General features: G+C 66.1%; 17 protein-coding genes. 12 read left to right on the plus strand and 5 right to left on the minus strand.

What is annotated here, in order from left to right; genetic code table 11:
* Window positions 1-275: 275 nt before the first annotated feature.
* The 5 genes from tssA to HA052_RS17810 are packed head-to-tail and all read right to left on the minus strand — an operon-like array spanning window position 276 to window position 7,836.
* Window positions 276-1,376 carry a type VI secretion system protein TssA gene (gene tssA / locus HA052_RS17790; protein WP_166452917.1) on the minus strand — a complete coding sequence of 367 codons (1,101 nt, stop codon included), beginning with the start codon at window positions 1,374-1,376 and terminating at the stop codon, window positions 276-278.
* A gap of 31 nt (window positions 1,377-1,407) precedes the next feature.
* Window positions 1,408-5,259, minus strand: a complete 3,852-nt coding sequence (locus HA052_RS17795; RefSeq protein ID WP_166452918.1) for a type VI secretion protein IcmF/TssM N-terminal domain-containing protein — start codon at window positions 5,257-5,259, stop codon at window positions 1,408-1,410.
* Window positions 5,256-6,020: a DotU family type IV/VI secretion system protein gene (locus HA052_RS17800; RefSeq protein ID WP_166452919.1), complete on the minus strand. Its 765-nt coding sequence runs from the start codon at window positions 6,018-6,020 to the stop codon at window positions 5,256-5,258. The genes HA052_RS17795 and HA052_RS17800 overlap by 4 nt, the downstream gene beginning before the upstream one ends.
* Window positions 6,010-7,356 carry a type VI secretion system baseplate subunit TssK gene (tssK, locus tag HA052_RS17805; RefSeq protein ID WP_346774572.1) on the minus strand — a complete coding sequence of 449 codons (1,347 nt, stop codon included), beginning with the start codon at window positions 7,354-7,356 and terminating at the stop codon, window positions 6,010-6,012. Before tssK ends, HA052_RS17800 begins: the two co-directional genes overlap by 11 nt.
* A 24-nt stretch (window positions 7,357-7,380) precedes the next feature.
* A complete protein-coding gene (locus tag HA052_RS17810) occupies window positions 7,381-7,836 on the minus strand; it encodes a hypothetical protein (RefSeq protein WP_206118947.1) in 456 nt (151 codons plus the stop codon).
* A gap of 281 nt (window positions 7,837-8,117) precedes the next feature.
* Here HA052_RS17810 and tssB point away from each other — a divergent pair, with 281 nt between their 5' ends.
* The 12 genes from tssB to tssI form a co-directional block, all read left to right on the plus strand.
* On the plus strand, window positions 8,118-8,663 hold the full coding sequence (gene tssB, locus HA052_RS17815) for a type VI secretion system contractile sheath small subunit (RefSeq protein WP_081545015.1): 546 nt from the start codon (window positions 8,118-8,120) through the stop codon (window positions 8,661-8,663).
* Between the two features lie 35 nt (window positions 8,664-8,698).
* On the plus strand, window positions 8,699-10,177 hold the full coding sequence (tssC, locus tag HA052_RS17820; protein ID WP_081545014.1) for a type VI secretion system contractile sheath large subunit: 1,479 nt from the start codon (window positions 8,699-8,701) through the stop codon (window positions 10,175-10,177).
* 65 nt (window positions 10,178-10,242) lie between these two features.
* Window positions 10,243-10,740 (plus strand): Hcp family type VI secretion system effector, encoded by a 498-nt coding sequence (locus tag HA052_RS17825; RefSeq protein WP_048413274.1) that lies wholly within the window; start codon window positions 10,243-10,245, stop codon window positions 10,738-10,740.
* Window positions 10,741-10,743: 3 nt separating this feature from the next.
* The gene (gene tssE, locus HA052_RS17830) at window positions 10,744-11,211 is read left to right on the plus strand and encodes a type VI secretion system baseplate subunit TssE (RefSeq protein WP_166452921.1); all 468 of its coding nucleotides are present in this window, start codon (window positions 10,744-10,746) and stop codon (window positions 11,209-11,211) included.
* Complete coding sequence (gene tssF / locus HA052_RS17835) at window positions 11,211-13,010, plus strand: type VI secretion system baseplate subunit TssF (protein ID WP_206118948.1); 1,800 nt, start codon at window positions 11,211-11,213, stop codon at window positions 13,008-13,010. Before tssE ends, tssF begins: the two co-directional genes overlap by 1 nt.
* Entirely contained in the window at window positions 12,974-14,023 is a 1,050-nt protein-coding gene (tssG, locus tag HA052_RS17840; RefSeq protein ID WP_166452922.1) for a type VI secretion system baseplate subunit TssG, read from the plus strand. Before tssF ends, tssG begins: the two co-directional genes overlap by 37 nt.
* Window positions 14,020-16,599: a type VI secretion system ATPase TssH gene (tssH, locus tag HA052_RS17845; protein WP_166452923.1), complete on the plus strand. Its 2,580-nt coding sequence runs from the start codon at window positions 14,020-14,022 to the stop codon at window positions 16,597-16,599. Before tssG ends, tssH begins: the two co-directional genes overlap by 4 nt.
* A gap of 31 nt (window positions 16,600-16,630) precedes the next feature.
* Window positions 16,631-17,254, plus strand: a complete 624-nt coding sequence (locus tag HA052_RS17850) for a hypothetical protein (protein ID WP_166452924.1) — start codon at window positions 16,631-16,633, stop codon at window positions 17,252-17,254.
* On the plus strand, window positions 17,251-17,457 hold the full coding sequence (locus HA052_RS17855; RefSeq protein ID WP_166452925.1) for a hypothetical protein: 207 nt from the start codon (window positions 17,251-17,253) through the stop codon (window positions 17,455-17,457). Before HA052_RS17850 ends, HA052_RS17855 begins: the two co-directional genes overlap by 4 nt.
* 687 nt (window positions 17,458-18,144) lie before the next feature.
* Window positions 18,145-19,101, plus strand: coding sequence for a hypothetical protein (locus tag HA052_RS17860; RefSeq protein WP_166452926.1), 957 nt, complete (start codon window positions 18,145-18,147; stop codon window positions 19,099-19,101).
* Between the two features lie 22 nt (window positions 19,102-19,123).
* Complete coding sequence (locus HA052_RS17865; RefSeq protein WP_166452927.1) at window positions 19,124-19,792, plus strand: endonuclease/exonuclease/phosphatase family protein; 669 nt, start codon at window positions 19,124-19,126, stop codon at window positions 19,790-19,792.
* Window positions 19,793-19,815: 23 nt separating this feature from the next.
* Window positions 19,816-20,801, plus strand: a 986-nt coding sequence (gene tssI / locus HA052_RS17870) for a type VI secretion system tip protein TssI/VgrG (protein WP_166452928.1), incomplete at its 3' end; no start/stop codon positions are given.

Raw genomic sequence — 20,801 nt, forward strand, 5'->3', positions numbered from 1 at the left:
AGAGTCTCGCGCACAAGGGCGAGACAAGGCGAAAACAAGCGAAAAAGCGAAGTGTACAAGAGACATATGAGCAAGTTGAGCTTGTTCTCAACGCCGTATCGCCGACGCGCAGCAGACTTTGCACAGGCTCTGAGAACGTGTTTACGATCTCGCGAGCTAAGGCGAGACAAGGCGAAAACGAGTGAAAAAGCGGAATGTACACGTGGTACATGAGCATTTTGAGCTGGTACTCACCGTGCAACGCTTCACGACGCGCAGCAGATCGTAAACAGGTTCTAAGGCAACACCCCCAGCAGGGACCACAACCGCCGCGCCTCGGCGTCGCTGTCTATCAGCTCCGCCAGCAGCTCCCGCAAAGGCTTCTCCCCCCACTCCACCGCGCGGTAGATCAGATAGGGCACCGGGCTGTGCGGCTCGGTGCGCGCCAGATAATCGGCGATGCCGCGCAGCTGGCGGTAAGCGTCCTCCCGCCCCTGCGGCTCGCGCTGGGCGAAAACGGGCGCGGACGCCGGCGGCGACGCGCTGTTGCCAGCTTCCACGGCGGCCGGCGTCGCGGCGGTCTCGGCCTGGTCGACGGCCGCGCTCTCCGGCTCCGGCGGCGGGCCGGGATGCAGGACGGCCAGCTCCTGCAAGGCCTGCGTCGCCTGCTCCAGCGCCTGGTTCAGCGGCGCGTAGGACGGCGCGTCCGCGCCCATGCGCTCGTCGCACCAGGCCTGCAGCCGCGCCAGCCATTGCCGGCTGCTCGCCAGCGCGCCGCGGCTATCCTCCAGCACAGCCGGCGGCAGCGCGCGCACCCAGTCGTTCAGCTTCTGCTGCTCGTGGCGCGCCTGCTCGCGCTCCAGCTTGCCCTCGTCGCCGCCGGCCAGCAGCCGGCGGTTGAGGTCCTGCCACTGCCGCAGGGTCAGCGGCTGCCGCTCCTGCGGAGGCGGCGCGTCCAGCAGCGGCACTTGGGCCGCCAGCGTGGCGGCATAGGTCTTGGCCATCCATTCCAGCGGGCCGGTGCGAAAGCTCAGATCGTCTTGCTGCGGCAAGGGGTGCAGGGTGTCCCAAAACTGTTCGCAACACTGCGCGCTCAGCGCCAGCGCCGCTTCCAGGCCGGGCAAGCCCAACAGGTGCAGCCAGGATTCGCCCAGCCAGCCGGCCACCATCAAATCCTTGCTGCGCTCGGCCAAGAGCGCGGAGGCGACGCGTTCCACGCCGGGCCAGTCCGCCCGCTTCAAATCGCTTTCCCAGATGCCGGCGGGCAGGCTGGGGTCGTCCTCGCGCCGCAGTTCGCGCAGTTGGTCGTATTCCGGCGCGTAGCGCAGCGATTCGCCGCCGGGGCTGTCCGCGGCGATGGGTTGCAACAGGGTATCCAGACGCGACGTGGCGCTCATGGCCGTTTCCTCATGGAGTTCAAAGCACGCATCAACTGCCCTCTATCGCGGCCAGCCGCGGGTTGGCTGCCATGCGGAACGGCGACGGCGGCGCGGTGTAAGGCAGGCTGGCTACGGACAGGCCGCTCTTGCCGCCCGGCGCTTGCAGCGTCAGCCGCAAAAACATCTGCGCGTTGCCGCTGCCTTGCAGCGCCGGGTTGCGCACCGGCAGCGCCAGCATCAGGCCCACGTCGTTGAAACCGTCCGCGTTGTTAACCCGCAGCGGTGAGTTGTTCTCGCGCAGCAAACGCAGCAAACCCCATTGACCACCGTAGTTCCAGCTGGCCAGCCGGTCGAACACGGTCAACCCGCTTTGCGTTGAATCCTCCTCCGGCGCCTGCTGCGACTCCTTGGCCCAGCGCAGGGTCGCCGTCACCGGCTGACCGATGTTCCAGTGCAGGCGCTGGCCATCGCCGCCGGGGTAGCGCAGGCGCTGGCCGCCGCTGGCCAGCGTCCATTCGATCACCTGGTCCGCCGCCTGCTCGTGCTCGCGGTCGGTGCGCCAGCGCACTTCCACGTCCACGCCCTGCCACGGCCCGCCGCCCTCGCGGGCGAACATCGGGCCCAGCCAGCCTCGCGCCGCCTTGGCCGCGTCCAGGAAGCGCCGCGCCGCCTGGGCCTGACCGGATTTGAGGTCCTGCAGGCCCGCGGCGGCCAATCCGCCGCTGTCGTCCATCAGCCGCATGAATTCCGCCACCCGCTCCGGCGCGGCGTCCGGCGCGCCCAGCTTGGCGGCGAAGGGAAAGCGGTTGGCCAGATATTGATTGAAGAAGGCGCTCAGCTTCTGGTAGGCGGCCGCCCCCGCCTGGGTCCGCAACGCGCCGCAGCGGTCGCTGGCCAGGCTGACCAGGGTCTGGGCGCGGTCGGAGAAGACGTTGCCGGCGGCCGGCAGTTCCACCTGGTCCAGCACCGCGCGGCAATTAGCCACGTCCATCTCGTTGAAATCCTTGACGATCATGGTTTCCAGCACTGCCGGCGCGCTGTTTGCGGCTTTTTCCTTGTAGTGGCGCAGTTCGATCGCGGCGTTTTGCCAACGTTGCTGCAACTGCTGATCGCTGACCGACATCGAGGACTTGTGCGAGGCCAGCCAGCTCAGCGCCGGCGCCTGGGCCTGGGTCAGATTGCCCACCAGCTCCAGCTGAGCGCCCAGGTATTGCTGCAGCTCGCGCGCGCCGCCGGCGCGGAAGGCGCGGGCGCCGGCGTTGCGCGAACCGTCCCACCAGCGGAAGCTGCCCTGCAGCGGCTGATACACCCCTAGCCCTTGCAGGCTGCGTTCCGCGTGGCGCAAAGATTGCAACGCGCGCCGGTCCATCTCGCGCAGCACGCTGTCGCGGAAAGCGGGCTGGGCCAGCTCGTCCAACGCCGCCAGCACTGGCGTGGCCGCCTTGGCCTGGGCGTCGAAGGCGTTGCCCTCGTCGATGGAGCCGCCGTTCAGGCCAACCGACGGCTCGGCGCGGCGGCCGCTCAGGGCGGCCCACATCGCCCGCGCCGCGCTGTCCTGCAAGGCGCGCTCCAGGCCCTTGCGGTAGGCCGGCGGCATCTGGCCGGCGCTGCCGGCCACGTATTTCTGGTAGCCGTCGTAATGGCGTAGCGACGCCGCCATCGCCTCCGCGTCCATATTCGCCAGCCCGCCCGCCGTCGGGCCGCTCTCGCCTTGCGCCCGCGCGCTGGCGACGAAGTCCTGTTTCAAGAGCGAGGCCAGGGTCACGTTCAGCTTGAGCACCTGGTCCTGCAGCTCCAGTCCGCCGGACGGCCCTTGCGCCAGCAGCGCCGAAGTCGCCCCCACGCCGCCCAGCCAGCGCTTGCGGAACTCCTGGCGCGCCACCGCGGAGTAGTCCGCCACCCGCGCCACCGCGTCGCGGCCTATCAGGCTGGATCGGCGCGCGCCGTCCAGCATCGCGCTGTAGCCGGGCACCAGGTCCTGGCCGGCGGCGCGGCTCCAGGCGCTGTTGGTGGCGTTGACCAAGCTTTGCAGCAGGCCGATGTGACCGGCCACGCTGTCCAGTTCCGGCAAGGAGTTGCCCTGACCAGACTCCAGCATCAGCAGCTGTTTCTGCAATTGCTGTGCGGTGAGGTCGAAGGTCTGGTTGGTGTAGAGCTGGCCGAGCCAGGCTTGCATTAGCGCGCTGAAGTGATCGCCTACTTGCGGGCGGATCTTGGCAAGGTCGATGGGCGCGGCCACCAGTTGATCGCTGGACAGCAGGATGCGGCGCAGATTGTCGCGCTGGGCGTTCTGCGGCGCGCGCAGGCTGAGGCCGAACAGGCCGTTGGCCAGCTCCGCCGCCTCGTCCAGCGTGGTGTTGCCGTCGTTCACCGCGTGGTTGAACTGGTTGACGCGCTGTTCCAGCTTGACCGCGTCGCCGGTCAATTGCCGCGCCAGCAAGTAGGCCGGCCATTTTTCCGGCGCGGCGGTGTCGTCGCTGACGCTGTCCGCGCCGGCTTCGCCCAGCCGCCGCAGTTGTTCGGCGTCGCGCAGCAGCCGCTGTTGCAAGGGCAGCATCACCGAGCGGCGCAACGCGTATTCGATGGTTTCGTCGATGCGGCCGTCCACCGGGGACATCAGGGAGGTGGGCAGCAGCAAGGTGCCGAAACGGCGCGACGGCGCGTCCTTGAGCGCGCGCCAGAAGGCGGCGACGCTTTGCCGCGCCGCGGCGTCGTTGCCCAGCTCCGGCCGCGGCCCGCCGCGGTCCAACTGCAGAATGCGTAGTTGGCGGCCCAGGGCGTCGGCGTCGTCGGTGGCCGCGTGCCAGTACCAACTGATGCCGGCCAGCCACAGGGCGGCGAACAAGCCCATGCCGAGCAGGGTCCAGCGATGCCAGCGCTGGCGCAGCCGCAAGATGCGCGGCACCGGCTGGGCCAGGCCCTGCTCCGCCAGCACGCGCTGACGCAGCAGCCTGCCGGCGAACAGAGGCAGCGCCGGCGGCGCGGCGGTGTCTTCCAGATCGCCTTCCGGCGCGGCCTGGGCGCCGGTGAAATAGATGCCGCGCAATTGCGGCGCCTCGCCCAGCGCGTTGCCGCGGAACACCGGGTCGCACAAGGCTTGCAAATTGGCCCGCACCGCCTCGAAGCTGCGCGGCAGCAGGTACAAATCCGTGGACACCCCGCCTTGCAGGGCGCCGAATTCGGCGATGGTTTCGCTCAGGGTCAGCCGCAGCCGCGTCAAGGCCTGTTCTATCCAGTCGGATTGATAGGCGGCGCTGGCGGCGTAGGGCGAGGACCAGCCCAGCATCGCGTCGCGCGCTTCGCGCGGCAGCGCCTGCGCCAGCTCCAGGAAACCCGGCGCCTGCTCGGTTTCGGTCACCACCAGATAGATGGGCAGGCTCAGGCCCAGCCGTCTTTGCAGATCGGCAAACTTCTTGGCGGCGGCCAGGCCGGCGCTCACCGCCAGGTGCTCGCTCCACAGCTGGCTGGCGGACACGGTCCAGATCAGCGCGTCCAGCGGCCGCGCGGCGCGGCTGCGCAAGAGCACGCCCAAGAGCCTCCGCCAGGCGGACAGCGGCGCCAACGCGCCTTCCGGATGGCTGAACATATCGTCCGGAATCACCAGCACCGCGCCGTCCCCGCCGTACCACCAACGGCCGAACCAATTGGCCTCGCCCTCGCTTTTCAGCTGCAGCGAGGCGCACAAGGCCTCCACATTGCGCACCCGGTCTCCCACCGCCAGCACCCAGGGGGTCTGGTAGCGGTCTTCCGCGCCGATCTCGCGCTCGAAACGGCGCACCGAGCCGCGGAAGCTGCGCCGCGCCGGATCGGCCTCGCGCCGCAACCACCAGATCAACGCCGCCAAGGCCAGCAGGATCAACAGGGTCAGCAATACAATGCCCACTATGGTCTGTATCGTCATTTGCTTTGCCCGTCCCCGTCCGCCCCGCGGTACAGCATGGGCTCCACTCTCGATACGATGTCATGCCAAAACGCATGTCCCACCACCGACATGCCCACCAGGATGGCCGCCACGCCCAGCGCCAGCCGGAAGCCGTCCGGCAGCATGCGCCGCACCGTCAGCCGCAGCGGCGGCACATTGCTGCTGCGCTCCAGCGCCGGCGCCAGGCTGCGGATGTCGGCGTCGCGCTGGTAGGCGAAGGCGAATAGCTCGCGCCGCCATTCCTCGTGCTGGGCCAGCCCGCCCGACCCGCGCAGCCGGCCGTAGAAGCCCAGGGTCAGCGTTTGCAGGCAGACATTGGCCAGATCGCGCCCGGCCGGATCTCGCTCGCGCAAGACCCGCTCTATCAGCGCCGGCACCTTGTCGCCGGCGGCGCGGCTGCCGAACAGCCGCTGCTCCAGCGGCGTGGCCTGCCACAGGCTCTGCCCCGGCCAGTCGTCGAACAGCAGGCGCTCGTCTATCAGGGCGACAAACAGATACTGCAAGGCCTCGATCTGGCTTTGCCCGGCCGCGCCCACGCGCGCGCCGGCGGCGCGGCTCAAGCGCCGCGCCAGCAGCCCGCCCTGCTCGGCCGCCAGTTCGGCGGCGGTTTCGGCCTTGTGGCCGCCGCCGGCCAGTTCCCGGAACACTTGCAGCCATTCGGCGTAAGCGTCTTCGAAAGTGGCGCTCAGCGGCGCTTGCGCCAGCGCCCCCAGCCGCTGGGACAGCGCGCTATCCAGCATGGCGTTCTCCATCGGCGTCCTCGCGCGGATCGGCGACGAAGAGCAGCGCCTCCCACGGCTCCAGCGCCGCGCCGCCGGCCGGCAGCGACATGCGCAGCGGCAGCTCCGGCTGCAACCAATCGCCGCTGGCCAGCAAGGCGAACAGCCGGGTGTCGTCGCCCACGCTATAAGCCACTTGCTCCGCACGGTCCAAGGGCTGGAAGGACAAGCCGCGCATGCGCTGGCGCGCCAGCGTGGCCACGTGCGGCTCCGAGGCGATAATGGCCTGGCCCAGCCATTGCTGGGCGGCGGAATCCGGCGCGCCGCCGGGCATGCGCAGGCCAACGATCAAGCGCCCGCTGTCGCGCGCGGCCTCCGGCAACGAAATCCAGAAACCTTCTTCGTCGCGGTTGAACGGCAGGCTGCGGTAGCCAGCGCGCACCCGGTCCAGCGCGGCGGACAGCCAGTTCAGCAACGGCTCGTAGCTGGCCAGCAGTTCCTGGTAATTGAAGGCGGGGAACACCGGCGCGCCGGCGCCCGGGTCCAGCGCGGTCAGCGAGCCGGCCATGCCGGCCAGCAAGCCGAACAGGGCGGCGGGATGGGCCACGCGGCTGCCCAGCGCGGCTTCCACTTCCGGCAGCCGCGCCCACAGCGCCGCCAGCTGGCGGCGGATTTCGTCGATATCGTCGTCCTTGCCGGCCTCCTTGGCCTGGCGCAGACGTCCGCTGAGGAACACGCATTTTTCGCGCGCCTTGGCGCACAGCGCCGCCACCTTGCGCCCCAGCAGGCTGTCCGGCAGCAGCCGCGGCGACGGCGGCGCGTAAGCGCGGCGGGCAAAGCCGCCGCCCTGCTGGGCGATGCGCAGCAAGGGCAGGCAGATCATGTCGGCGCGTTCGGCCTCGGTAACCAGGCGGATGTCCGGCCGCCACAGCGTCAGGCTGGCCGGGTTCTCCCCGCTGCTCAAATCCGGCACCCCCTCGCTGTTTTCCGAGCGAAAACGCCCGGCGGCGGGGTCCAGCCGGCCGGCGCGCCACAAGGGCGGCAGCGCCAGATAGACCGTCACCGTGCGGCCCGGCGCCTCCGCCGCGGCGGCGGTCACGTCGCAGCTGAGCGCCGCGCCGTCGCCGGCGTCGAAGCGCAGCGGCAGGCCGTCCGGCAACACCGCCTCCAGCGCGGACACCCGCGCCACGCCGCCGGCCAGCGCCGCCTCGTCCAGCTCCAGCTCCAACACGCCCCAATACAGCGGCTGGGCCGCCGCCGCCAGCGCCGCGGACACTCCGTCCGCCCTCAGCGCCTGCCATTGAAAATGCTGGGGCAGCAACTGCATCCCCTCGTACCAACACACTGCCTGTGGCACTGCTTTCAAACCGCTCTCCCCCCGCTACGGCTCCATCAGCCGCATATTCTTGCTTTCAAAACGCAGCCAGACCTTCTTGCGCGTATCCAGGCTCAGCCGGTGCATGCCCGGCCCGGCGTAGCCGGCGTACACCAGCAGGCCGGCCGCGGATTCGCCGCGTATCGGCACATCCTCGGTTTCCAGGTGCTGGCCCGGCACCAGCTCCAGCTCCCACACCTTGAGATCCGCCGAGTAGTCGCGCAGCAACTGCTCGCGCTGTTCAAACCACTTGGCCGCCGGCAAGCCCAGCAACAGCTTGTACAGCTCCGGGTCCTTGGCGGCGACGAAATCCACCGCCAGCGGCGTGTCGTCGTTGGCCATGCTGACCACGTCCAGCGTGGCCGCCTGCAATTTGACCGAAGGGCCGAAGCCCAGCGACGAGCATCCGCCCACGCCCAGCGCCAAACAGCAGAACAGCCCGGCCAGATACCCGTTGCGCATCCGCATCACCCCAACGCCGTTATCCATTGCAAATAATATTGGCAAAAAAACGCCGACAGTTCTATAGGAATTGTTAAGCCATGGTCATTGAAAAATGCAATTTGCAAGCATTTGTCAGCAAAAAGGACTTCCATGCAGCGGCTTTAGCCGGCTTCAATGGAAAAGAGCGACCAGGCCCGGCCGGGCAACAATGGTCTGACAATCATGCAATAACGCCAAAGCGGACCGGATACGCGGCCCGCCGCCGGCGTCGTTAGCTTCCCAACCGATCGAGGTCTGTTATGGCAGAGAGCACACAGCACAAGCTGGACCGGATTCGTCCGCCGCGCGTGCAAATCACGTATGACGTGGAAATCGGCAACGCCCTGGAAAAACGGGAGCTGCCGCTAGTGGTAGGCATCATGGCGGACCTGGCCGGCAAGCAGGAGCAGCCGCTGCCCAAGCTGAGCGAGCGCCGCTTCGTGGAGATAGACCGCGACAACTTCAACGCCGTGCTGGCCTCGCTGACGCCGCGCGTCACCGCCCAAGTGGACAACGCGCTGTCCGACGACGGCAGCAAGCTCAACGTGGAGCTGAAGTTCAATCACTTCGACGACTTCGACCCGGTCAACATCGTCAAGCAAGTCACCCCGCTGCGCCGGCTGTACGAGGCGCGCCAAAAACTGCGCGACCTGCTGACCAAGCTGGACGGCAACGACGAATTGGACAAGCTCTTGCAGGACGTGGTGGCCAACACCGAGGAACTGCAAAAGATCAAGAGCGCCCGCCCGGAGGCCCCGGCCGCCGCGGAAGCCGCGCCGGCGCCGGACGCGCCGCCGGCCGCCTGACGCCCCGCTCGACCACCTGATACCGGAGACACCTCATGGCCAAGACCCAAGCCGAAGCGCCCAGCGGCGACGCCGCCTCGCTGTCGCTGCTGGACCGCATCATCCAAGAAGGCCGCATGGCCCACGACGACATCCAGCAGGAGTACGCCAAGGACCTGCTGTCCGAATTCGCTACCCAGGTGCTGGACGAAGGCATGGCCATCGACAAAGACACCGTGGCCATGATCAACCACCGCATCGCCATCATCGACCAATTGCTGAGCAAGCAGCTCAACAACATCCTGCACCATCCGGACGTGCAGAAGATGGAAGCCTCCTGGCGCGGCCTGCACTTCCTGGTGATGAACACCGAAACCAGCAGCCGCCTGAAGCTGCGCCTGCTCAACGCCACCAAGGACGAGCTGCAGAACGATCTGGAAAAGGCGGTGGAATTCGACCAGAGCGCGCTGTTCAAGAAGATTTACGAGGAAGAGTACGGCACCTTCGGCGGCCACCCCATCAGCCTGCTGATCGGCGATTACGAGTTTGGCCGCCATCCGCAGGACGTGGCGCTGCTGGAGAAGCTGTCCAATGTGGCCGCCGCCGCGCACGCGCCGCTGATCTCCGCCGCCAGCCCGCGCCTGTTCGACATGAGCAGCTTCACCGAACTGGCGGTGCCGCGCGACCTGTCCAAGGCTTTTGAAAGCGCCGAGCTGATCAAATGGCGCTCCTTCCGCGCCAGCGAGGACTCCCGCTACGTCAGCCTGGTGCTGCCGCACATCCTGCTGCGCCTGCCCTACGGCCCGGACACCAAGCCCACCGAAGGCATGAACTACGTGGAAGACGTCAACGGCACCGACCACGGCAAATACCTGTGGGGCAACGCCGCCTACGCGCTGGGCCAGCGCATCACCGACGCCTTCGCCAAATACGGCTGGTGCGCCGCCATCCGCGGCGTGGAAGGCGGCGGCGCGGTGGAAGGCCTGCCGGCCCACACCTTCGGCACCGTTTCCGGCGACATCGCGCTCAAATGCCCCACCGAAATCGCCATCACCGACCGCCGCGAGAAAGAACTGGACGGCCTGGGCTTCATCGCGCTGTGTCACAAGAAAAACACCGATCTGGCGGTGTTCTTCGGCGGCCAGAGCGCCAACCAACCCAAGGTCTACAACACCAACGCCGCCAACGCCAACGCCCGCATCTCCGCGATGCTGCCCTATGTGCTGGCCGCCTCGCGCTTCGCCCACTACATCAAGGTGATCATGCGCGACAAGATCGGCAGCTTCCTGACCCGCGACAATGTGGAAACCTATCTGAACAACTGGATAGCGGACTACGTGCTGGTCAACGACAACGCGCCGCAGGAAGTGAAGGCCCAGTACCCGCTGCGCGAAGCGCGGGTGGACGTGACCGAAGTGCCGGGCAAGCCCGGCGCCTACCGCGCCACCGTCTTCCTGCGCCCGCACTTCCAGCTGGAAGAACTGACCGCGTCCATCCGCCTGGTGGCGGAGCTGCCGCCGCCGGCCGCCGCCTGACGCCACACCGAGGGCCCGCCGCGCGGCGGGCCCTATACGTCTGATAACACGGAGAACACATAGCAATGGACGCCATCATTCTGGACCTGGGCAGCGACATCAAGGGCGAGTGCAAGCTGGAAGGCTACGCCGACAAGATCGAAGTGCTGTCCTACAGCCACAACGTGGCCATGCAGGTGACCAACGACGTCAGCAACACCGAACGCACCTCCGGCAAGCCGCATATCGGCGAATTCAGCCTGACCAAGTTCACCGACAAATCCACGCCGGAACTCAACGCCTACTGCTGCCAGGGCAAGAACATCCCCGAGGTCAAGATCACCATAGGCCGCAACGCGGCGGACAGCAGCGGCAAGGTGCTGCCCTACATCGTCTACACCCTGACCAACGCCATCCTGTCCAATGTCAGCGTCAGCGGCGGCACCGGCGGCAAGCCGGTGGAAAACCTCTCGCTCAACTTCACCAAGATCAAGTGGGAGCTGACCACCCAGAAAGACACCGGTGCCAAGGACGGCAACGCCGCCGCGGTGTGGGACCTGGCCGCCAACAAGTACTCCAAGTAAACCATGCGCCAGCCCGCCCAGTTCCGCCCGGGTCTGTTCGAACTCCTGGCCGACGCCGAACCGCGGCAGCGGCTGGAGGCCGAGCCGCTGCGGCGGGTGGACCGCCGCCGGCTGCAGGAATCGGTGCGGGCGGAACTGGCGCGGCTGCTGTCCAGCCGCCGCGCCGAACAGCCCTACCTGGCCGAACTCAGCGTCATCGACTACGGCGTGGCGGACTGGAGCGCGCTGCACCCTGAACGCGCCGAAGACCGCCAGCGCTTGGCGCGCGAGATCCGCCAGGCGATACGCAGCTTCGAACCCCGGCTGGCCGCGCCGCGCGTCAGCGTGGACACCGTGCCGGGCCGCGGCCTGCTTCTCAGCGTGCGCATAGACGGAGAACTCCAGGCCGAGGGCAGCCGCTGGCCGGCCGCCTTCGTCGCCGAGCTGGACCCGTCCGGCGCGCGGCTCACCGCCTGCGAGGACGCCGGCTGATGGAATCGCTGGACCCGCGCCTGCTGGACTACTACCAACGCGAACTCGCCTACCTGCGCCACGCCGGCGGCGAATTCGCCCAACGCTACCCCAAGGTGGCCCACCGCCTGCAACTGAGCGACGGCGAATGCCCGGACCCGCAAGTGGAGCGGCTGCTGGAAGGCTTCGCCCTGCTGTGCGCGCGGCTGCAACGCCGGCTGGACGACGACTACTCCGAACTCACCGACGCGCTGCTGGAACAACTCTACCCGCACGCGCTGCGGCCCATGCCCTCCTGCGCCATCGCCCGCTTCGAGCCGGACCCGGACAAGGGCAAGCTGGACGCCGGCTACCGCATCGAACGCGGCACCCCGCTGTTCGTGGCCACCACCGCCGGCGACAGCCTGCGCTTTCGCACCAGCGCCGCCGTCACCCTGTGGCCATTGCGGCTCGCCGCCGCCAACCTGCTGACCGAGGACGAAGCCCAGGCCGCCAGCGGCCTGGCCCAGGCGCGCGCCGCCCTGGTGCTGCGGCTGGAGAAACTGGGGCCGGAGCCGCTTGGCGCGCTGCCGCTGAACAGCCTGCGCATCCACCTGGCCGGCTCCCCGCTCAACGCCGCCGCGCTCTACGACCTGCTGTCCGCCCACTGCCTGCAAATCAGCTGCCGGCTGCCGGAGCGGCCCGGCCTCGCGCCCTCCATCCGCCCCGGCGCGCTGCCGCGCGCCTGCGGCTTTGGCGCCGACGAAGCGCTGCTGCCGGCCGAGGACGGCGTGCACCCGGCGCACGCGCTGCTGGCCGAATACTTCGCCTGCCCGGAAAAATTCGCCTTCTTCGACCTGCCGCTCAGCCTGCCGCGCCAAGCGGAGCGGCAGCTGGAAATCGTCATCGCCTTCGAACGCGCGCCGGCCGGCCGCCTGGGCATCCAGCACGGCGACATCGCGCTGGGCTGCGCGCCGGTGATCAATCTGTTTCCGCACACCTCGGAGCCGCTGCGCCCGGACGGCAGCCGCAGCGAATACCTGCTGGTGGCCGACGCCCACCGCGACCACAGCGTGGAAATCCACTCCATCCGCCAGCTGCGCGCCGCCGGCCCGGACGGCGCGCGCCGCATCGCCCCCTACTTCGCCTGCAGCCACGGCGAGGGCGGCGACGGCCGCTACTGGCACGCGCGCCGTGTGCGCGGCCTCAACCGCCTGCGTCCCGGCAGCGACATGCTGCTCACCCTGGTGGACGCCGATTTCGACCCGCTGGCCGCCAGCGAGCTCAGCCTCACCGCCGAACTGCTGTGCACCAACCGCCACCTGGCCGAGCAACTGCCGGCCGGAGCGCCGCTGATGTTCGAACTGCCCGGCCCGGTGGGCCAGGCGCGGCTGCTGCGCCCGCCGCGGCCGCAAACCGAAGCCTCGCTGGACGGCGCCTCGCGCTGGAAACTGGTGTCCCAGCTCAGCCTCAACCACCTGTCGCTGAGCGAAGGCCCGCAGGCGCTGGCCGCGCTGCGCGAAATGCTGGCGCTGCATAATCTGGGCGAACAGCCGGCCGCGCGCCGCCAGATCGAAGGCATCGCCGCGCTCGGCAGCGAACGCATCGTCGACCACGTCGGCGCCGACGCCTGGCGCGGCTGGCGCAACGGCCTGCTGCTGACGCTGGAGCTGGACCCGGCCTGCTTCGCCGGCGGCAGCCGCGTGCTGTTCGCCGCCGTGCTCGCCCACTTCTTCGCCCTCTACGCCCACGCCAACCGCTTCGTGCGCACCCGACTCGTCCACCAGCAACAGGAGATCCAGACATGGCAGCCGCCGCCCGGCCCCAGCCTGGTTCTGTAGCCGAGCGGCTGCTGACGCGGCCGCAGGGCTTCGAATTCTCCCAGGCGGTGATGCTGCTGGAACGGCTGACGCCGCAGGCCGCGCCGCTGGGCCAGGGCGCGGACCCGGCGCGCGAAGCGCTGCGGCTGCGCGGCCCGCTGCTGCCCGCCTTCGCCGCCAGCGAACTGAGCGCGCTGGAGCCGGGCGCGCTGGGCGGCGACGCGCAGGACGGCCAGCCGGCGCTCGATGTCGAATCCTTCGGCCTGGGCGGCCCGGACGGCCCGCTGCCCTACGCCTACCAGGAATGGCTGCAACAACGCCGCCAGGACAAAGACCACGCGCCGGCGGAATTCCTGCAACTGTTCCAGCACCGGTTGCTGGCCCTGCTCTACCGCGCCCAGCGCAAATACCGGCTGGCGCCCAGCTTCGCCGCGCCGCGGCTCAGCCCGGCGCGGCCGCTGCTGCTCAGCCTGTGCGGCCTGCTGCCCGCCGGCCTGCAACAACGCCAGGCGGTGCCGGACGCCGCACTGCTGGCCCGCGCCGCCCTGCTGGCGGACCACCGCCGCTCGCTGGCCGGCTTCGCCGCCTTGGCCAGCCGCCACCTGGCCGCGCCGGTGCAAGCCAGCCCCTACGCCGGCGGCTGGCGCGAGATCCCGCCGGCCAGCCGCACCCGCATCGGCCCCAATGGCCTCAACGCCGCACTGGGCCAGGGAGCGCTGGCCGGCCGCCGCGCCTGGGACGAACACGCCGGCATCCGCCTGACCGTGGGCCCGCTGGACCCGGCCGGCTACCGCGCCTTCCTGCCCGGCGGCGAACGCCACCGCGCGCTGGCCGCGCTGGCGGACTTCTACTTTGGCCCGGACCTGGACATCCAGCTCAGCCTGCTGTGGCAAGCGCCGGCCGCCGCGCTCAAGCTGCAAGCCCGCGCCGCGCCGCGGCTGAGCTGGGACAGCTGGCTGGGCGGCCCCGGCGGCGCGCGGCGGCTGGACACCCGGCTGCAACGGCCGCCCCCGGCCGGCGAGGAGCCGGCATGAGCGCCGAACTGTCCGAACTGGTGGCCCGCCTCAACCCCAGCTGCCGCAAGGCGCTGGAGCTGGCCGCCCAACGCTGCCTGCAGCAAAGCCACTACTACGTGGAAATCGAACACGTGCTGCTGGAGCTGCTGGAGCTGCCCAACGGCGACCTGCCGCTGCTGCTGCCCAAGCTGGGCCTGAGCACAGACCAACTGAGCGCGGAGCTGCGCCGCAGCCTGGACCAGTTCAAGCGCGGCGAAACCCGCGCCCCGGCCTTCTCCAGCCACACCGTGGCCTGGCTCAAGGAAGCGCTGCTGCTGGCCACGCTGCGCCAGCAGGCCAGCATCCGCTCCGGCCTGCTGCTGCTCACCCTGCTGGAGCGCGACGAGCTGCGCAATCTGCTGCTGATCGGCGCGCCCTGCCTGCTGCGCGCGCCGCGCCAGCCACTGAGCGAACAACTGGACGCCTGGGCCGCCGCCTCGCGCGAAGCCCCGTCCGCCTCCGCGGCGGAACCGGCCGGCGCGCTGGCTCGCTTCACCCACGACCTGGTGGCCGACGCCCGCGCCGGCCGCATCGACCCCATCGTCGGCCGCGACGGCGAAATCCGCCAATGCCTGGACATCCTGCTGCGCCGCCGCCAGAACAACCCCATCCTGGTGGGCGCGCCCGGCGTGGGCAAAACCGCGGTGGCGGAAGGCCTGGCGCTGCGCATCGCCCACGAGGAAGTGCCGCCGGCGCTAGCCGGCGTCGGCCTGCTGGCGCTGGACCTGGGCCTGCTGCAAGCCGGCGCCGGGCTCAAGGGCGAATTCGAACAAAGGCTGCAAAGCGTGATGGACGACATCCGCGCCGCCGCCCGGCCCATCATCCTGTTCATCGACGAAGCCCACACCCTGGTGGGCGCCGGCGCGGCCGAGGGCCACAGCGACGCCGCCAACCTGCTCAAGCCGGCGCTGGCGCGCGGCGAACTGCGCACCGTGGCCGCCACCACCTGGCAGGAATACAAGAAATACTTCGAACGCGACCCGGCCCTGGCGCGGCGCTTCCAGCCGGTGCAAGTGGAAGAACCGGACGAAGACAGCGCCGTGGCCATGCTGCGCGGCGTCGCCGCCCGGCTGGAACAACACCACGGCGTGCGCATCCTGGACGCCGCCATCCACGACGCGGTCAAGCTGTCCCACCGCTACATCTCCGGCCGCCAGCTGCCGGACAAGGCCATCAGCGTGCTGGACACCGCCTGCGCCCGCGTGGCGCTGGCCCAGCACGATCAGCCTCCGCAGCTGGAAAACCTGCGCCGCCGCCAGGCCATGCTGGACGAGGAACTGGAGCGGCTGCTGAACGAACAGGCCACCGGCCTGGACCACGCCGCCCGCATCGCCACGCTGCACCAAGACAGCGCGCGCCAACTGCAAGCGATGCGCGAACTGACCGTGCGCTGGCAGGACGAATTGCGCGCGGTGCGCGAAATCCTGCGCACCCGCCAGCAACTTCTGGACTTCCTGGCCAGCGAGCCCGAGCTGCCGGCCGGCGAACCGCCGCTGCTGCTGGAAGAAGCCGAAGACGGGACCGCGACCGCCGACGAGGACGAAGCCGCGGACCCGGCGCTGCGGCTGGCGGAACAACTGGCGCGGCTGGAAGCCGGCCTGGACGCGCTGCGCCAGGACGACCCGCTGGTGCCGGAACACGTGGACTCCAAGGCGGTGGCCGCCGTCATCGCCGGCTGGACCGGCATCCCGGTGGGCAAGATGCTGGCCGACGAAGCCTACGCCATCCGCACCCTGGCCCAGCGCATGGGCCAGCGCGTGATCGGCCAGCCAGCCGCGCTGGGCAAGATCGCCCAACGCATCCAGGCCTACCGCGCCGGCCTCACCGACCCCGGCAAACCGGTGGGCGTGTTCCTGCTGCTCGGCCCCACTGGCGTGGGCAAGACCGAAACCGCCTACGCACTGGCCGACGCCCTCTACGGCGGCGAACGCAATCTGATCGTGGTCAACCTGGCGGAATACCAGGAAGCCCACAGCGTCAGCCAGCTCAAGGGCGCGCCGCCCGGCTATGTCGGCTACGGCCAGGGCGGCGTGCTGACCGAGGCGGTGCGGCGCAAGCCCTACAGCGTGGTGCTGCTGGACGAAATCGAAAAAGCCCACCCGGACGTGCTGGAATCCTTCTACAACGTGTTCGACAAGGGCGTCATGGAAGACGGCACCGGCCTGACGGTGGACTTCAACAACACCATCATCCTGGCCACCAGCAATGTGGGGGCGGAAGCCATCCTGGCCGCCGCGCCCGCCGCCATCGGCCACCCCGGCTTCATCGACCAACTGCGGCCGCAGCTCAACGCCGCCTTCCGCCCGGCGTTGCTGGCGCGGATGACGGTGGTGCCCTACCGAGCGCTGGACGACACAGTGCTGGCCGACATCGTGCGCAGCAAGCTGGAAGTGCTGCGTCAGCGCTATCAACGCGCCACCGGCAAGATGTTTGATTTTGATCCGGGGCTAATTCAGGCGGTGCTGAACCGTTGTCGCAGCGCAGGGGCTAGAGATATTGATAATGTGTTATTGGCGGAGGTGGTGGGAAAATTGGCGGAGTGGGTGGTGGGGTGAGGATTACAGTATGTTTATTTAGGACATCAATATGACTACACTCAAAAATATCAGTCGATTAAAGAACACCCATGGCAGTCAGTTTTTAAACTTAACAGACATCCCATTTTTTTATGCAAAATACAGAATGATGAAAAGACTCGAGCGTCCTAACTTTAGCTCCATGGATGATGAACGCGAGGAAAATATCAGAAAAATGCTGATGCACTTCAACGATCACCCTCCAGCAAATTACAAGGCAGCGCAAAGTGAGTACTTGGTCTTATTAGGTGAAAAGGGATGGATATGGGACACAAAAAACAATGCCATTACCAGCACGGGAACGAGCACTTTTGAGACGTATCTCAAAAAAGAAAAAAGCCCCGCATTGAAATATTGCTTTCTAGGGTGCTGCCAATCAGACCCTGTCGCTCAAAAACTTAGCGAGTGGCGACGAGATGTTATGTTCATTTCAACCAAACATCCAATTAGACTGGGAAAGCCCATACTAAAATCGGAAGTCGTTCACGGTGTAGTGAATGATCACGGAACTCCGTTTTGCCTGGATGATTTTAGCATTTATAAAAATGCAGTCCCTATAGAGGACTTCTTCACGCTTCAACAGTTAGCCAACACACCCTATCTTATGAAAAAAATGCAGGACAGTGAACTATGACTTTTCCTACACCATCTCATTCTGGCCATGTTTTTATAGGCTATCGAGGAGTCAGTAAGAAACACTTTTTTATTGATCAGACCAAATCAATTAGATACATGCCTCCGCCAGCCCATGCCATGGGTGCATCTCAACTTGGCGCTGGCATCTATATAACAGATAGCGTAGAAATAGCATTAGATTATGCTCAAGACTCTGCTTGAAACCTGTACTGCGGAAGCTTTAAAAATAAAAACATTGATGATCATGGCGCACGCTCCGCATTCGAAAAAACACAATGGAAAAAATGGGGACAGGTCCATGCTGTCTTTATCCCGACATCGAAGTACAACAGCGCCCAGGATGGCATCGCTGACTTTACCCACGTAAACATTGACAGGTCGGGAAATTTCATATGGAAAAACATGAAGAGTTATTATGAAAAAAACAAGTCAAAGTTCTTTGGTCTAAAAACACAACTCTCACCAGCCACCCAAACCATTATTTATCCTCCTCACACTGGATCCTTATACGCAAAGGACATTACCAACGACGTCTGTACTTTTCTGGGAAAAGAATAATCTCGATCACAAAACAAGTCATCACCATATACATTAAGCATGAATGACTAAGCAAGATGCTACAACCATTTTCAACAATCACACTCTTCTCACCTTCAAACTGGGCTACCAAGACATATACAAAGGGATATATTTTTATCGACATCAGACGAGGCGCTGAACGCACTGGGCAGTTTCACCTTGGCCGGCTTCAGCGACGTGCGCTAACGCTGAACAAAAGTTCTTCCACCCTAGTTAGCAAGATGGCAGAACAAATTTAGAACCAATGTGATGATTGAAGCAGCACCCAGCAGAGCATCAACTCATTGGAAGCAAACACAGGGAGGCCGCATGATTACCGTAATGACCCTCAGTGGTGGCTCGGGCACCATGTTTTGCAGTTGCAAGAATGGGGACTGCCAAGACCACAGCCTCATTTCCATTACCACTCAAAACCATGAGGTCTATCAGTTCCAATACTCCGCCGGCCATCAAACAATGCATCTCAGAACCGCCAAGGATAAGATCACCCAGTTTTGGGCCAACACCAAAGCCGCGCACATCCGGGTCCGGCATGTGATTTACATCCCCAGCAAGAATGAAGTGGCGCACATTCTAAGAAGCAAGCCGCCGGAAATCGGCATCCCACCAACAAGCACCAGCGGCAGGCCGCCGCCAGCCCATCAGAGCATGGGTTCGGTAGTGGAGATGAAGCCGCCCACCATGACCATGCGCCGCGGCGATGATGTCTTGATTGACATTGGCGGCAGCCATGGCGATGAAAAGGCCTTCTCGCATAAGCCGCTATTAAAAAAAACGCCGACGGCGCAGGGCTTGGATCAAGACAGAATGATCCAATTCATGACAGAGAATAATGGAAAAAACCTGGGCAACTGCGCGGAGGTGGTGGCGGCGGTGCTTGAAGCCGGCATCACCGACGCTCGGGATAGGCCGCTGACCACCGGCTGCACCCTGCCCTTATGCGCTTGCATCTGCTGCTGCCATTCGCCTACCTCGGTGAGCAAGCTGGCCTTTAATATCCAGAAAAACACCCTGGCGCAACTCAGCAAACAAGGCCTGCTTAATGGTGATTTGCTGGGCTACGCCCCCAATAAAATCTCCAGAACCGGAAAAAGCCAGTTTGACGAATTCGACTTATTCGATATCGACTTTGACCAGCTGTCTTACTACCAGAGCGATGACAATTGCTGCACCTCCCTGATTAAAATCATCTGGGACACTTTATCCATGTGCACCTTCAGCACCTACTCCAGAGCGCATGGCGGGGGCCAAGACAAGCAGCACTAACTTAAACGGTCAAGGAGCAACGATGCGCGTAGCCAGCTTCAATCTGGAAAAAAACGGCGAATCCTCGCCGCTGGATAAAAAAGCGCAGGTCGATACCTTCATTCACCAATGCTGCTCCAACGACAGCTGGGACGTTGACGTGGTGTTCCTGTGCGAAGTGCACTCCGCCAGGCTGGACGACTATTACGAGTCTTTACGCAGCGTGTATCAAAATTATGATGTCCACGCCTTTGCCGGCGGCCATTCCAATGGCTATATCGTGATGACCAGGAAAGGGCAGCATCTCGAAGTTGTCAGCCAGGGGCACTTGAAAGGCCTGAACCGGGACCTGATCGCGGTCGTGGCCCAAGGCGTCAACGGCTACACCGGCTTTCTGTTTCTGGCTCACTTCAAATCCGGCCAGGGCGGGCTGACCAAGAGCCAGTTGCGGGACTGCACCAGCCTGGACGGACACTGGGTGGCCACCGGCGATCTGAACCTGGACTACACCCGTGTAGAGGAGCTGGACACCCCCGGCGTGGCCTATGAATGCTGGCAAGGACAGGCCACCCACGCCAAAGGCGGCATCCTGGATTGGGTGCTGGCCTCGGTCGACGTCAAAGTCGCGCCTTTCGACATCAGCGGCTGGGCGCACGCGTTCGATATGAGCGGCCCGGACCATCGTCCCATCGTCTTCGACGTCCTCTGCTGATCCCCACTACCACGAGAACCGCCATGCCCCGCCCCTCCGACAAAACCACCCCGCTGTCGCTCAGCGCCTCCGCGCTGAAAGAGCTGTACCCGGACAGCCTGTCCGGCGACGAGGCGCTGAACGCGCTGGGCAGCTTCACCCTGGCCGGCTTCAGCGACAGCGCGCTGACGCTGGACAAGGCGGTGGCTTCCCACCTGACGCTGAGCCTGCGTCGCGACGACAACACCCGGCCCGTAGACGGCCTGTGCGCGGCGATACGCCAATTGCCGGGCGACGCCACCGCGGACCGTTACAGCGTGACGCTGCGGCCCTGGCTGTGGTGGCTGAGCCTGGCCGGCAACAACCGCATCTTCCAGAACCAGAGCGTGCCGGACATCGTAAAAGCGGTATTCGCCGGCCACGGCTTCAGCGACTACCAGCTGAAGCTGGATGCGACTTATCCCAAGCGCGAATACTGCGTGCAGTTTGGCGAGAGCGATCTCAATTTTGTGATGCGGCTGCTGGAAGACGCCGGCATCTTCTGGTTCTTCACCCACGCCGACGGCAAGCACACCCTGGTGCTGGCGGACGGCAACAGCCATTTCCCGGACTGCCCCAATAACGCCAAAATCCCCTATCTGGGCCAGGACCTGGGCGGGCGCGAGCTGGAAGGCGTGCGCAGCGCCGGCATCAGCCGCCAGGCGGTGGCCGGCGGCTACCGCGCCGGCGATTACGAATTCACCACCGCCAGCGCCTCGCTGTACGCGCAGGCGCTGGCCAAATCCGATCTGCCCAATCTCTACCAATACCCGGGCGGCTACGCCAAGAAGGCCGACGGCGACGCGCTGGCCAAGCAGCGCAGCGACGGCCTGCGCGCCGAGGAGGTGGAACTAGTGGGCGACAGCGACTGCCGCTGGCTGATTCCCGGCCACTGCTTCACCCTGAGCGGCCACCCGGACCCGGCCTGCAATATCGCCTGGGTCATAACCCGCGTCAGCCACGAGGCCGGCCAGCAGCATTACCGCAACCG

This window comes from Chromobacterium fluminis, from assembly GCF_011602385.1.
In the GTDB taxonomy this organism is placed as follows: domain Bacteria; phylum Pseudomonadota; class Gammaproteobacteria; order Burkholderiales; family Chromobacteriaceae; genus Chromobacterium; species Chromobacterium fluminis.